Below are 12,111 nucleotides of genomic sequence, written 5' to 3'. Positions count from 1 at the left end.
GGGGAAGATATCTCTTAATGGAGGATTCGCGGCACGCTCAGAATGAACTCGGGAATGGGTGCGTCGAAGCGCAGGCCATCCTCGGCTACCATCTGGTAGCTGCCTTTCATTGAGCCTACCGGTGTCGAAATGGCCGTGCCGCTCGTGTATTCGTAGCTGTCTCCCGGCTTCAGCAGCGGCTGCTCTCCTACCACTCCCAAGCCTCTTACCTCCTGTACGCCACCGCTGCCATCGGCGATGACCCAGTGTCGACTGATGAGCTGGGCGGTGACGGTACCGGTGTTGGAAAGAACGATCGTATAGGCGAATACATAGCGATCCAGCGCCTCGTCCGATTGTTCCGGAAGATAGGTGGTATGAACCTTTACCGCGATCTCGTATTTTTTTCCTTCAGCCATACTGGCATTGCACACTATTTTCCGGCTCAGGGCAAGGGCAGCACGCCGCAAAATCATTGGAACGATTTTCAAGACTGCAAGAGATCGCAACCAGGAACAGCAGCTTTAAAGACCGATGCCACTAACGCCGCAAGACAATTTACGGTTAAAATTGCGCTTTTTTGATCATCACAAGGACGCCCTTCATGGCCAATTACCGCATTGCTCCAAGCATTTTATCTGCAAACTTTGCCAAGCTGGGCGAGGAAGTTTCCGCAGTTATCAATTCCGGGGCGGATTTTATCCATTTCGATGTGATGGATAATCATTATGTACCCAACCTAACTATCGGACCCCTTGTGTGCGAAGCCATTCGACCGGTGACCGACGCGATTATCGACGTGCATCTGATGGTCGAACCGGTTGACCGTATCGTTCCGGATTTCGCAAAAGCAGGAGCCAATATCATTTCCTTTCATCCGGAGGCAACGCGCCATATCGATCGCACCATCGGGCTCATCAAGGAACAGGGATGCATGGCAGGACTTGTTTTCAATCCCGCCACACCGTTGAATTATCTTGACCACGTTCTCGACAAGCTGGACCTGGTGCTGATCATGTCGGTCAATCCTGGATTCGGGGGACAGAAATTCATTCCGGAAGCGTTGCCGAAGCTGAGGGAAGTGCGAAAACGTATCGATGAGAGCGGCAGGAACATACTGCTGGAAATCGACGGCGGTGTGAAAGTGGACAATATTGCGGAAATTGCGCGTGCTGGAGCGGATACTTTCGTTGCCGGTTCCGCAATTTACAGCGCAGGGAAGGACAGCGATCCCCACCGTTATGACACCATCGTATCAGCCCTGCGAGCAGAACTGAAGAAGGTTTGAGCGTGCTCGCGAGTAAACTCCCGAAGTTTGGAGCGATCCATTGGGAAAGCTCCCCGTCGCTTCGTCGCTTATACGACGTGCCGGTATTATTTTTTAATTAATATGGATAATACGACGTGAACAAAGGCCTCTCTCCGCTTGCACGTACTTCTGCTCCTGATATGCATTTTCCCCTGCCGATCAAAGCGGTCATGATCGATCTCGACGGCACCTTGCTGGATACTGCGCCTGATCTTGCCACCGCTGCCAATATGATGCTGAAGGAACTGGGAAAAGCCGAGCTTCCGCTGGAAACCATCCAATCCTATATTGGCAAAGGGATAGAAAAGCTGGTGAAACGTTCGCTCACCGGCGACCTCGACGGCGAGCCCGACACAGACCTTTTGCAGCGCGCAATGCCGCTGTATGAGCGCAGCTACGAAAAAACATTGTATGTCGATACGCGCGCTTACCCCGGCGTGCGCGAGGGATTGAACGCCTTGCGTGCAGGCGGCTTCCGGCTCGCTTGCGTGACCAACAAGGCAGAGGCTTTTACCTTGCCGCTGCTTCGTGCGGCGGAATTGCTGGACTACTTCGATATCGTGGTTTCGGGCGATAGCCTGCCGAAAAAGAAGCCGGATCCGATGCCTTTGCTGCATGCTTGTGAACGTTTCGAAATCGAGCCTCATGACATGCTGCTGGTGGGGGATTCGCTGAATGATGCCCAGGCTGCGCGCGCGGCGGGTTCTCACGTATTTTGTGTTCCCTATGGATATAACGAAGGACGCGACGTGTACGAACTTGATTGCGACGCGATCGTCCCATCGTTATACGAGGCAACAAAGCTGATCCAGAAATCCTCATGAGTAACGGAAAAACGGAAAAGGAAAGATATGCAACCCAGGGATGGTGCTACTGGCACTGTTGGGGTTGGCGTTGGCGGTTCGATAAACATTGATCCGGTCTGCGGTATTTTTTCATTTTCTGTTTTTTTGGAGTCTGAATCATGACGGAAGCAGAATTCCATGCCCTGGCGACAAAAGGCTACACGCACATTCCTGTCGTCCTGGAAACCTTTGCCGATCTTGACACCCCGCTGTCGGTTTATCTGAAGCTGGCAAATGAGCCTTATTCCTATCTGCTGGAATCCGTCCAGGGAGGCGAGCGTTTTGGACGTTATTCAGTTATCGGTTTACCCGCCCGCAGTCGAATCGAAGTGCGCGGCAACGAGGTCAGCGTAATCGACGGCAGCACCAGCCAAGTATTCCAGTCGGAAGATCCTCTTGCTTTCGTGCAATCCTATCTGGCGCGCTTCAAGGCGGCACCTTATCCCGGCTTGCCACGTTTTTGCGGCGGTCTCGCGGGCTATTTCGCGTACGATACGGTACGTTATATCGAGCGCAGGCTCGCCGGCGAGTGCGCGCACAGGCTGCCTGACACAATGGATACGCCCGAAATCCTGCTGCTGGTTTCGGAGGAACTGGCAGTGGTGGATAATCTTTCCGGCAAGCTCTATCTCATCGTATATGGGGATGCCGCTCTGGAGGGCGCGTATTCCAGTGTCCGGAAACGGTTGAAAGAACTGCTGGGATCTCTCCGAGAACCGTTACGGATTCCATTGGAAGCGCCGTGTGAATCGGGTGCGCCGGTTTCGCAGTTCGCGGAGGCGGATTTCATCTCGGCAGTAGAACGGGCCAAGCGCTATATTTTTGATGGCGATATCATGCAGGTGGTGCTATCGCAGCGCACCAGCAAACCGTACGGCGCCTCGCCGCTCGCGCTGTACCGCGCGTTGCGCAGCCTCAATCCTTCTCCCTACATGTTTTATTACCACCTCGGCAGCTTTTACGTGGTGGGAGCCTCCCCCGAAATCCTGGTGCGACTCGAGGGTGAAACGGTTACGGTACGCCCGATCGCAGGAACCCGTCCACGGGGCAAGACCCTAGGAGAAGACGCAGCGCTGGCCACCGATCTGCTCGCCGACCCGAAAGAGCGGGCGGAGCATGTAATGCTGATGGACCTGGGGCGCAATGATGTAGGACGCGTGGCGCAGATCGGAACGGTAAAGGTGACAGAGAACATGCGTATCGAGCACTACTCGCACGTCATGCACATTGTTTCCAATGTCGAAGGCCGGCTCAAGCCCGGCCTCAATGCGATGGATGTGCTGCGCGCCACCTTTCCGGCGGGGACCGTGAGTGGGGCGCCGAAGGTGCGGGCAATGGAAATCATCGATGAGCTGGAAGTCTCGAAGCGTGGAATCTATGCAGGTGCAGTCGGATATCTTGGATTCAACGGGGATATGGATCTGGCTATCGCCATCCGCACCGGAGTGATCAAGGACGGCAAGTTGCATGTCCAGGCGGGGGCTGGCATCGTTGCCGATTCCGTTCCTCAAAGCGAATGGGTGGAGACGCAAAACAAGGCTAGGGCCCTGCTGCGCGCGGCGGAGATTGCGGAGAACGGGTTGGACAGCAGGATCGAATGAAAACCGGAAATAACGCGAGCCATGAATGCTTGCACGTGAGGATGTTACGCAAGCACCTGGCTATGTGGAGTGGCGAAGAGCGCGAGGCAATGCTTTGCAACAGCAAGAGTCAGGGCGCAAGTTGATATTCAACCTTATTCTCGCTGACTGTGATCCGACCGCTGGATTGCAGTTCATCGAGGATTGAGGTGAAAGTTGCTCTCTCTGGGCTACTCCGGCTTCTCGAAGCACGACTTTCGTTGATGAACATTATCGCCCCTCATAGACCCAATCGAGCAGTGCATCCATCGCAGCTTGTCCGCTCTCCGCGCGCGGGTGGTTGATGAAAAAAACTACGACCGAGCGCCTGCCCGACTTGTCGCGCACATAACCCGCGATGGTTTTTACCCCCTCCAGCAGGCCTGTCTTGATATGGGCTTGGCCGGCGACGGCACTGCGGTTGAGCCTTTTCTTCATGGTGCCATCCACTGCGACGATGGGCAGGGAGGAGACAAATTCGGGCATGACATGACTCTGGAATGCGGCGAGCAGCAGTTTGCCCATGTGGCCGGCACTGATGCGTTCATTCCGCGACAAGCCCGACCCGTTTTCCAGGATCAACTCGGGAAAGACCAGTTGGCGGGAAGCGAGCCATTGCCGGATGGCCGTTTCCGATTTGGCAAGAGTTGCGCGTGACGGGTCAGGATTTTCCCCGGTTCCATCCAGGGAAAGTATTGTTCCACTTTTGGCGGCTCGATCATTTCCGTAGCCGATGCTGAAGGAAGCCGGCATAACTTGCGGTTCCCTGTATGGTTCGCTGCCCAGCCCCAGGGTGAGATAGAGCTGCCGCGCGGCGGTATTGTTGCTGAACTTGTTGATATCGCGCACGATATCCGTCAAGGGAGGAGATTGGTGGGTTTCCAGCGGAACAGTTCCTCCCGGAGCGGCACTCCTGCGCACGTTCCCGCGCAGAACACCGCCTTGCTGTTCCCACAACTGCCTGAACAGATCGAAGGTATAGCGGGCAGTGTCGTGAACACTGAGGAACAGGGTTTTTTCGCCGCACCCCAGGGCATAGCTGCCCTTGAACGTCACGGAGACGCGGCTGTCCAGGCCGGGGCCGAACTGAATATCCGTGCCAAGGTCGTCCTTCCAGTCATTGCATGCACCGTTAGTGAGCGTCAGGCTGTTTTTGAGGTCGAGAGAGGGCAGCAGGGGGTCCACCACAACGCGCACGCTCCTGGTTTCCGGTTGCGGCAGCAGCCGCAGCGCGAGCGTCCGGTAATTCACCATCAGCGCCTCGGGGAGGACGTTGTATGCGCGATAGGGCTTGCCGTCGAATGCGGCGGAGTCAATCCCGGGGAGATCGAAATGGCTGCTGTCGAGCACCAGGTCGCCGGTGATCTCGCGCAATCCGGTCTGGCGCAGCCGTCGGGTGAGCAACCAGAAATTCTCCAGATTCAGCCTCGGATCGCCGTAGCCCTTGATGACCAGATTGCCGTGAAGGGCATCCCCCCGAACAATCCCATCAGCATACAGCTCCGTCTTCCAGGCATATCCCGGCCCCAGTAGTTCCAGTCCGGCAAATGTGGTCAGAAGCTTCATCACCGAAGCCGGGCTCATGCCGACGCCGGCATTGATAGCCAGCAGCGGCTGTCCTGCACCGGTTTCATGCACGTAAATGCCAACGGCAGACCGGGGGATACCCGCCCGCGCGAGCGCGTATTTTACCGAGTCAGGCAGGTCGAGCGCCAAACCCGGCAGCGGCAGGAAGACAAGCAGGCTGCATAATGCCCGCTTTATTGCGCGTGATAGCGCTACGCGATGCGAGGTTCTCAATGGATTTCCGAGCGAGTTTCCGGTGAGGTTTTTCTGCGGGTTTTCCAGCGAGTTTTCCAGAAGTGTGAACAGGGACATGCTATATCTCAACAGATGCGGATTGGACAGGGATACTTGCATTCCAGTTTGGTTTCTGCCGGATGGTGTCGGCCAGATGAGCGCAAGTCGAAGGTTGCCGTGAACGAGGAAAGTCTGACCGGAAAGTCAGACTGGGAGGAGCACGGAAGTGGCTCAGCCAGGCGAGCAGGTCCGCGTGAGCGGAAAGCCCGCCGATGGTGTAGATATCCAGCCGCATGGGAATATTGTCATCGAAAATCTTCACTGATCCACCCCCTCCACCGAGCTGCGTCCCACCGTGCCGACCGCCTGGAAGCCGGTAATGAGTATGTTGCATTCCGGCCTGTCCAGATTGGACTTTAGATGATACTTGATCCTGCCCCCTCGCACATCCCGCTTGCAGAGATGCAGAGATGATAACGGCTCCCTCTCGTACATTGAGGCGCATCGATTCCACAGAGCTCTGAACGAAATGAATGCAAGGCTTGCCAGCATTCGGCGCAGCCACTTCATCGCATCCGTCGTTTCCTCATCGGGCAGTTTTCACCATGAGTCCAGCGCCGCCAGCGTCCCCGCTACCAGCAGGTCCATTTCCTGTTCGTTGATGACATACGGCGGCATGAAGTAGACGGTATTTCCCAGCGGTCGCAGGGACAGTTCCTGTCTGAGCGCAGCCTGGAAAAATTTTCCCGAAAACGACGGATCGGAAGTCTCGACTTCAAACGCCCAGATCATTCCGCAATTGCGGAAGTTCCGCGCCCGTGGATGCTTTGCGAGGGGCGCAGATGCCTGGTTGAGATAGCGCGCCTTGGCACGGTTCGCCTCGATGATTTCGTCCTGCTCGAAAATATCCAGCGTCGCGAGCGCAGCCCGGCAGGCCAGCGCATTGCCGGAGTGGGTATGGGAATGCAGAAAGGCGCGCGCCATGTTGTCGCCGTAGAAGGCAGCGTAGATTTCCTCCGTAGTCATCACGACCGAGAGAGGAAGGTAACCTGCCGTCAAACCCTTACCGATGCAGAGGAAATCCGGCAGGATGTCTGCCTGCTCACAGGCAAATAGCGTCCCAGTCCTGCCGAATCCGACTGCGATTTCATCCGCGATGAGATGCACCTGATACCGGTCGCAGAGCTCGCGCGCGTACCTCAGATAATCAGGGTGATACATGCCCATGCCGGCCGCCCCCTGAATCAGCGGTTCCAGAATGAGTGCAGCGGTTTCCGCATGATGCGCTGCAAGGTGCGCCTCGAGCCCCGCAGCTGCGCGCAGAGCATGCTCCTGAGGCGATTTGCCCTCGGAGGCATAGCGCCAGTCCGGGGTGGGAACATGACTGCCTGGCCGCAGGAGCGGTGCATAGGTTTCCTTGAAAAGCGCCACATCCGTGACCGAAAGCGCTCCCAGCGTTTCGCCGTGGTAGTCGTTCTGCAGACTGACGAAGCGATTCTTCTCCGAGCGGCCGAGGTTGTGCCAGTAATGAAAACTCATCTTCAGCGCAATTTCCGTGGCCGAGGCGCCATCGCTCGCATAAAAGCAATGCCCCAGCTGGTTCGATACCAGTTTGCCCAGACGCTCGGACAATTCCACCACCGGCTCATGCGTGAATCCGGCCAGCATGACATGCTCCAGACGGTCGAGTTGCTCGCGAATGGCTGCGTTGATGCGCGGGTTAGCATGACCGAACAGATTGACCCACCAGGAACCGATGGCATCGAGATACCGTTTGCCGTCGCCGTCGTACAGCCACACGCCTTCGGCGTGTGAAATGGTGACGAGCGGCAGCGATTCATGCTGCTTCATCTGGGTGCAGGGGTGCCAGACCGACTTTAAACTGCGTTGCCGCAAGGACTCATCGTTCATCTGCGAATGGGCATCATGGGGAAAACAATCGGGAAAACGGGTAGTGGAAAACAATGGGATGGAAAGCAGTGGACCGATGGAACACGAAGGCGACATCATACCGTGCAACACCTAGCGGGTGAACAGGTAGTGAAATGTCTTGCTGCCAACGGTCAGTGGCACGAAGGCGTATTTCACCTCCCATGGGGTGATCTGCCGTGTTGCTCGACGCCGCGCCCGGCAACCAGAGCTTGTTCATCGAATTTCCGAGATAGCGCGTCTTTCTCCTCCTGTTTCCCGCAATGCTAGCAGGTTACCGCCCCGATAATTTCACTGGCATAAAAGGCAGGGACGCATACGAGGCACAGGTTCAGACAGATCGAGCGGGTAGAAGCCTTCGGAAGAAAAGCGGAAGAAGGGCATCCCACAATGGACCGTGGTCGCAGCTCCTTTCTATCTAAACATCATAATGGCGACGATTATCACGCAACCTGTACCTTGGTACAAGGTGTACTTCAGTACGATGGACGCAGCACCTGCGGACTTTCAAAATGGCGCCGCAGTAGAAGAAGGAAGCCCGCCATATTCGGCGGATTTTATTGATGACCTAAATAAGATAAGAGGAAACATTATGAACAAAATCGCGCAAGGCGTTAAGCAGTTTCTGAACGATGAAGAAGGTGTAACCGCCATTGAATATGGTTTGATCGCTGCTCTGATCGCGGTAGTTATTCTCACGACCGTACAGTCTATCGGTACTTCTTTGGATACTAAATTCAAGGCTATTCTCGCTGCACTGTAAAAAGAAATCTCAACCGCCCGGCGTTTTGTCGGGCGGTCAGCAGTTGAATGAAAACGTGAATCATCAAATGCATTTATTAAATATCGGATTTTTGCTGCTGCTATTGCTGGCAGCAGCCTGGAGCGACATCCGCACCCGCCGGATACCCAACATCCTGGTTTTTCCCGGTGCGATTGCCGGCGTACTGTGGCATGTCCTGCTGCCGCAGGAAATGGGCGGGCTTGGTTTTCTCGGCTCCCTGGCTGGAGGGGGCACCGGCCTGGCGCTGCTCTTGCCGCTCTACATGCTGCGCGTCATGGGCGCGGGCGACGTGAAGCTCATGGCTATGGTCGGCGCCTTTCTCGGCGCACGGGAAACCGTCGGCGCGCTGCTGTGCGTCCTGTTGGCGGGCGGGGTATTGGCGCTAATAGCCGCATTGTGCGAAGGCAAGCTGCGCGTGCTGTGGCGCAATCTGAACGTCATGCTGCTGGGGACGCTCGCCGGTGGGACGATGACGGGCCTCTTCGTGAGTGGAAAAGCCGGTGAAGGTATCGGGGGAGATGCCGCGGAATCCGCTGGTGCGCTGCCTTATGGTGTGGCCATCGCCGCCGGCACGACGGTGTATCTAGCCATGACCCGCTGGAACTGACAGAAAGTATGCCAGATGAGCATACGGGAATGCAGGTATAAAAGTACAAAGTACAAAGGCGAAAGTATAAAAGCTCTTTGGGCGGTTCGCGGGTCAGCCGGTGCGTCGGTGCTCGCATAACGGAATTAACGAATCGAGTGGCTGGATTACGAGGAGATACCAAGGGTGATCCGGAAACAATTGTCAGCTAAAGTCAGCTAAAAGGAATGACTGAATGAAAAACGTGAGAGCGATATGGATGATCGTGATCTCGCTGTTGTTGGGATTGGCTGCGGTAGTGGTAGCAGGCAAGTGGATCATCGACCGTGCCAGTGTGGATGCGGCCACTGTGATCGTTGCTTCGCGCGATATTGACGTCGGTACCCGCCTGACGCCGGATCTGCTGCAATCGTCAGACTGGCCGCGGGCTACAGTGCCGCCGGGATCCTTCCAGGACGCAAAGTTGCTCGATTCCCGCGTGGTCAAGGTCAATCTGGTGCGCGGCGAACCCCTGCTGGAAACCAAACTGGCTCCGCAGGGCGCTGCGGGAGGATTGTCGGGCGTGATTACCGAGGGCAAGCGCGCCATCACGGTGAAGGTCAACGAGATCGTTGGCCTCGCCGGATTTGCGCTGCCCGGAAACAACGTGGACATTCTGGTTAACGCCAAGGATGAAAACGACAAGTCCATTTCCAAGATCGTGCTGGAGCGCATTCTCGTGCTGGCGGTAGGGCAGGACCTGGGCCGGGATGAAACCAAGCCGAAGGCGGTCACCGCCGTGACACTGGAAGTCACGCCGCAGGAAGCGGAAAAACTCGATCTCGCGCGCAGCATCGGCACGCTGTCGCTGGTGCTGCGCAACCAGATCGACAAGAGTCCCGGCACCACTGGGGGGGTGCGCAGCCGAGATCTGCTGACGATGCACGGCGAGCCTCCCTCTCCAGCACCTGTCCGGCGTGCTGCCGTCGCCGTATCCAGACCGGGCGTCGAAATCATCCGGGGCATTGAAAGAACTGAAGCAAAACTGGTGGAAAAGGAAACCCGATGAAGTCGCAGCTCCCCCCGAACAGATTTTCCGTCATCCCGATGCCCATGCGTACTTCATGGCGCACCGCCACGGCCGGTTTCGGCCGGGCCGACGGCCTCAGGTCTCCATTGTTTCGGATGGTGTTAATCCCGACTCTACTGGGCATGCTTCTGGGACTGACCGGCGAGCTTTCCGCCGCAGCTCAGACGATGGGCCAAACCGTGGTTGCATCGGCGAAGCAGGCAGGACCAACGGATGCGCTGCTCGCTGCCTCCGATATGGATGTGACCTACGGCAAATCGGCTCTGCTCAGGTTGCCGGCGCCGGTCACGCGGCTATCGATTGGCAACCCGGATGTGGCCGATGTGACGCTGATCAGCCCCAGCGAAATCTATGTGCTGGGCAAGTCGATCGGGACGACCAACGTCATTTTGTGGACCCGGGGGGGACAAACGGGGAGCGGTCAGACTGCTGTCATCAATGTCACTGTCATTCTGGACGCGGGGGCGCTGCAAGCCAAGCTGCGGGAACTCATGCCCGGTGAAACCGACATCAGGGTGACTGCGGCTGGGGATTCGCTCGTTCTCTCCGGCACGGTATCCGATACATTGAAGGCAGACCGGGCGGTGGCGCTGGCGGATGCGTATGTGCGCGCCGCAGCAGGGGGTCAAGGCGGGCAGCGCGGTGGCAAGCAGGGAGGGGATGCATCTGGCGGGAGCCAGGGTGGCGGAGGAGACGAACCCAAGGGCGCCGGCCAGGGGCTGGGTAGCATTCAGGTCGTTAATCTGCTGCAGGTGGGCAGCAATCAGCAGGTGATGCTTGAAGTGAAAGTGGCGGAGATTAACCGGAAGGTCGCAGAAAAACTCGGTTTCGATTTCCAGAGAGCGGCCAGAAAAGCCGGGAGCGCCTGGACGCAGATCATGACCGGCATCATCGGCGGAGCACCCGGCATGCTGTTCCAGTCCAGGGGGACGCCCGATATCGGCGACGCTTTCCTGATCGATGCCGAGAAAAAGGACGAACTCTTCCACATTCTGGCCGAACCCAACATCGTGGCAATCAGCGGCCAGGAAGCAAGCTTTCTGGTGGGCGGGGAAGTCATGATCCCCATTCCCCAATACGCTGGTGTGATTACCCTCCAGTCCAGGCAGTTCGGCGTGGGCTTGCGGTTCACTCCGACCGTGCTGGAGGAGAGTCGCATCAACCTGGTGGTATCGCCGGAAGTGACGGAACTGGTCAAATTCGACACCATCGCCACTACCGGTCTCGGCGGGATATTGGCGGTACCTACCTTCACGACGCGGCGCGTATCCACCACGGTACAGCTGCGCGACGGCCAGTCGCTCGCCATCGGCGGGCTGCTGCAGGACAACATTAAGGAAACGGTCAAACGCTTCCCGGTGCTGGGAGAGATTCCCATACTCGGCGCCCTGTTCCGTAGCAGCGATTTCCAGAAAGACAAAACCGAGCTCATGGTGGTGGTGACGCCGCGCCTGATCAAACCGCTGCAGCCGGATTACGCGCTGCCAACCGACGCTTTCGTCCAGCCCGACCGGCCGGGGTTCCTGTTTGACGGCAGGATGGAAGGTTCTCCAACGGGCGTGCTGCCAAAGGGCATGCCGGCATCGGAATACCCCCCGCAGTATCCGCCGCAGGGGCAATTACCGGGCCAACAAGGACAGTTACAAGGCCAACCGCAGGGCCAGACCGGGCGTGATGATGGCGGGTTCGAGATGAAGTGAGAATGAAATGAGAGATGATAAGGACGCAATCAGCATGTACAAAATCCTGATAACCGCCATTTCAGCCAGGTTGCACCCGGCCAGGGCAGCCGTTCTGGCAGCAGTTGTGATCGGCGCCCTAGGGGGATGTATACCTGCTACTCCACGGCTGGATGCGCAATCCGGCATTGCCGTGAATATCGCCCGTACCCAGCAGATCGCCAATCCCAATGCTTCGCGCGATAACGCTCCGGTCAGGGGAATCGACGGGCAGGCGGGAGACGCCGCCGTGGACAGCTACCGTGAATCGTTCGTGAATCCGCGGCCAGCCCTGTCGGGCGGCGTGGTGAATGTTGGCAGTGGCAGGGTTGGAAGCGGAGGCGGAGGCGGTGGAATGTACGGGAGGTAGCATCATCCGCCAGAGCGAGCATGCGGCAAGCCAGGACAGTGGACAGTGAGACAGTGGGACAGAAGACAAGACTATGAAGCAGACTTCAGGTGGGTCACCGCGA

15 protein-coding genes are annotated in these 12,111 nt (G+C 57.3%); 9 read left to right on the top strand and 6 right to left on the bottom strand.

All coding sequences use genetic code 11. The annotated features are described in order from the left end of the window. Positions 1-14: 14 nt before the first annotated feature. On the bottom strand, positions 15-398 hold the full coding sequence (apaG, locus tag BMY01_RS10350; RefSeq protein WP_074747054.1) for a Co2+/Mg2+ efflux protein ApaG: 384 nt from the start codon (positions 396-398) through the stop codon (positions 15-17). A gap of 185 nt (positions 399-583) precedes the next feature. On the opposite strand from apaG, the gene rpe reads away from it, so the two are divergent. From rpe to BMY01_RS17785, 4 genes are all read left to right on the top strand, one after another. After that, entirely contained in the window at positions 584-1,267 is a 684-nt protein-coding gene (gene rpe / locus BMY01_RS10345; protein WP_074747052.1) for a ribulose-phosphate 3-epimerase, read from the top strand. A 161-nt stretch (positions 1,268-1,428) separates the two neighbouring features. Next, positions 1,429-2,112, top strand: coding sequence for a phosphoglycolate phosphatase (locus tag BMY01_RS10340; protein ID WP_074747050.1), 684 nt, complete (start codon positions 1,429-1,431; stop codon positions 2,110-2,112). Between the two features lie 140 nt (positions 2,113-2,252). Then, positions 2,253-3,734, top strand: coding sequence for an anthranilate synthase component I (gene trpE, locus BMY01_RS10335; protein WP_074746879.1), 1,482 nt, complete (start codon positions 2,253-2,255; stop codon positions 3,732-3,734). A gap of 25 nt (positions 3,735-3,759) precedes the next feature. Next, positions 3,760-3,921, top strand: a complete 162-nt coding sequence (locus BMY01_RS17785) for a hypothetical protein (RefSeq protein ID WP_175463244.1) — start codon at positions 3,760-3,762, stop codon at positions 3,919-3,921. A 62-nt stretch (positions 3,922-3,983) separates the two neighbouring features. Here the strand turns inward: BMY01_RS17785 and dacB are convergent, their stop codons facing one another. From dacB to BMY01_RS17410, 5 genes are read right to left on the bottom strand one after another with little or no spacing between them, the layout of a single operon-like run. Beyond that, on the bottom strand, positions 3,984-5,630 hold the full coding sequence (dacB, locus tag BMY01_RS10330) for a D-alanyl-D-alanine carboxypeptidase/D-alanyl-D-alanine endopeptidase (RefSeq protein ID WP_074746876.1): 1,647 nt from the start codon (positions 5,628-5,630) through the stop codon (positions 3,984-3,986). Between the two features lies 1 nt (position 5,631). Further along, positions 5,632-5,874, bottom strand: a complete 243-nt coding sequence (locus tag BMY01_RS10325) for an MBL fold metallo-hydrolase RNA specificity domain-containing protein (protein WP_074746874.1) — start codon at positions 5,872-5,874, stop codon at positions 5,632-5,634. Next, complete coding sequence (locus BMY01_RS10320) at positions 5,871-6,122, bottom strand: hypothetical protein (protein WP_074746872.1); 252 nt, start codon at positions 6,120-6,122, stop codon at positions 5,871-5,873. Before BMY01_RS10320 ends, BMY01_RS10325 begins: the two co-directional genes overlap by 4 nt. 30 nt (positions 6,123-6,152) lie before the next feature. Continuing rightward, complete coding sequence (bioA, locus tag BMY01_RS10315) at positions 6,153-7,463, bottom strand: adenosylmethionine--8-amino-7-oxononanoate transaminase (RefSeq protein ID WP_074747048.1); 1,311 nt, start codon at positions 7,461-7,463, stop codon at positions 6,153-6,155. Positions 7,464-7,476: 13 nt separating this feature from the next. Next, on the bottom strand, positions 7,477-7,701 hold the full coding sequence (locus tag BMY01_RS17410) for a hypothetical protein (protein WP_139176854.1): 225 nt from the start codon (positions 7,699-7,701) through the stop codon (positions 7,477-7,479). A 210-nt stretch (positions 7,702-7,911) separates the two neighbouring features. Between BMY01_RS17410 and BMY01_RS18620 the strand changes: the two genes are divergently transcribed. The 5 genes from BMY01_RS18620 to BMY01_RS10290 all read left to right on the top strand — a co-directional run bounded on the left by BMY01_RS18620 (position 7,912) and on the right by BMY01_RS10290 (position 12,008). Next, positions 7,912-8,244, top strand: coding sequence for a Flp family type IVb pilin (locus BMY01_RS18620; RefSeq protein ID WP_302848427.1), 333 nt, complete (start codon positions 7,912-7,914; stop codon positions 8,242-8,244). A gap of 43 nt (positions 8,245-8,287) precedes the next feature. Continuing rightward, complete coding sequence (locus tag BMY01_RS10305; protein ID WP_254772692.1) at positions 8,288-8,872, top strand: A24 family peptidase; 585 nt, start codon at positions 8,288-8,290, stop codon at positions 8,870-8,872. Positions 8,873-9,086: 214 nt separating this feature from the next. Beyond that, positions 9,087-9,899: a Flp pilus assembly protein CpaB gene (gene cpaB / locus BMY01_RS10300; RefSeq protein WP_074746868.1), complete on the top strand. Its 813-nt coding sequence runs from the start codon at positions 9,087-9,089 to the stop codon at positions 9,897-9,899. A gap of 116 nt (positions 9,900-10,015) precedes the next feature. Next, positions 10,016-11,620, top strand: a complete 1,605-nt coding sequence (locus BMY01_RS10295) for a type II and III secretion system protein family protein (protein ID WP_254772691.1) — start codon at positions 10,016-10,018, stop codon at positions 11,618-11,620. Between the two features lie 7 nt (positions 11,621-11,627). Then, complete coding sequence (locus BMY01_RS10290) at positions 11,628-12,008, top strand: tRNA dimethylallyltransferase (protein ID WP_081353874.1); 381 nt, start codon at positions 11,628-11,630, stop codon at positions 12,006-12,008. Positions 12,009-12,111 lie beyond the last annotated feature (103 nt).

It is taken from the genome of Nitrosospira multiformis, from assembly GCF_900110185.1.
Classification (GTDB): domain Bacteria; phylum Pseudomonadota; class Gammaproteobacteria; order Burkholderiales; family Nitrosomonadaceae; genus Nitrosospira; species Nitrosospira multiformis_A.
Note: the sequence above shows the minus strand (reverse complement) of the source record. Positions and strands in the feature narration are given on the sequence as shown.

What these genes read in the sequence shown, in the direction of transcription:
- apaG (WP_074747054.1), bottom strand. Translation starts at nt 398, where the DNA reads ATGGCTGAAGGAAAAAAATACGAGATCGCGGTAAAGGTTCATACCACC.
- rpe (WP_074747052.1), top strand. Translation starts at nt 584, where the DNA reads ATGGCCAATTACCGCATTGCTCCAAGCATTTTATCTGCAAACTTTGCC.
- BMY01_RS10340 (WP_074747050.1), top strand. Translation starts at nt 1,429, where the DNA reads ATGCATTTTCCCCTGCCGATCAAAGCGGTCATGATCGATCTCGACGGC.
- trpE (WP_074746879.1), top strand. Translation starts at nt 2,253, where the DNA reads ATGACGGAAGCAGAATTCCATGCCCTGGCGACAAAAGGCTACACGCAC.
- BMY01_RS17785 (WP_175463244.1), top strand. Translation starts at nt 3,760, where the DNA reads ATGCTTGCACGTGAGGATGTTACGCAAGCACCTGGCTATGTGGAGTGG.
- dacB (WP_074746876.1), bottom strand. Translation starts at nt 5,630, where the DNA reads ATGTCCCTGTTCACACTTCTGGAAAACTCGCTGGAAAACCCGCAGAAA.
- BMY01_RS10320 (WP_074746872.1), bottom strand. Translation starts at nt 6,122, where the DNA reads ATGAAGTGGCTGCGCCGAATGCTGGCAAGCCTTGCATTCATTTCGTTC.
- bioA (WP_074747048.1), bottom strand. Translation starts at nt 7,463, where the DNA reads ATGAACGATGAGTCCTTGCGGCAACGCAGTTTAAAGTCGGTCTGGCAC.
- BMY01_RS17410 (WP_139176854.1), bottom strand. Translation starts at nt 7,701, where the DNA reads ATGAACAAGCTCTGGTTGCCGGGCGCGGCGTCGAGCAACACGGCAGAT.
- BMY01_RS18620 (WP_302848427.1), top strand. Translation starts at nt 7,912, where the DNA reads ATGGCGACGATTATCACGCAACCTGTACCTTGGTACAAGGTGTACTTC.
- cpaB (WP_074746868.1), top strand. Translation starts at nt 9,087, where the DNA reads ATGAAAAACGTGAGAGCGATATGGATGATCGTGATCTCGCTGTTGTTG.
- BMY01_RS10295 (WP_254772691.1), top strand. Translation starts at nt 10,016, where the DNA reads ATGGTGTTAATCCCGACTCTACTGGGCATGCTTCTGGGACTGACCGGC.
- BMY01_RS10290 (WP_081353874.1), top strand. Translation starts at nt 11,628, where the DNA reads ATGAGAGATGATAAGGACGCAATCAGCATGTACAAAATCCTGATAACC.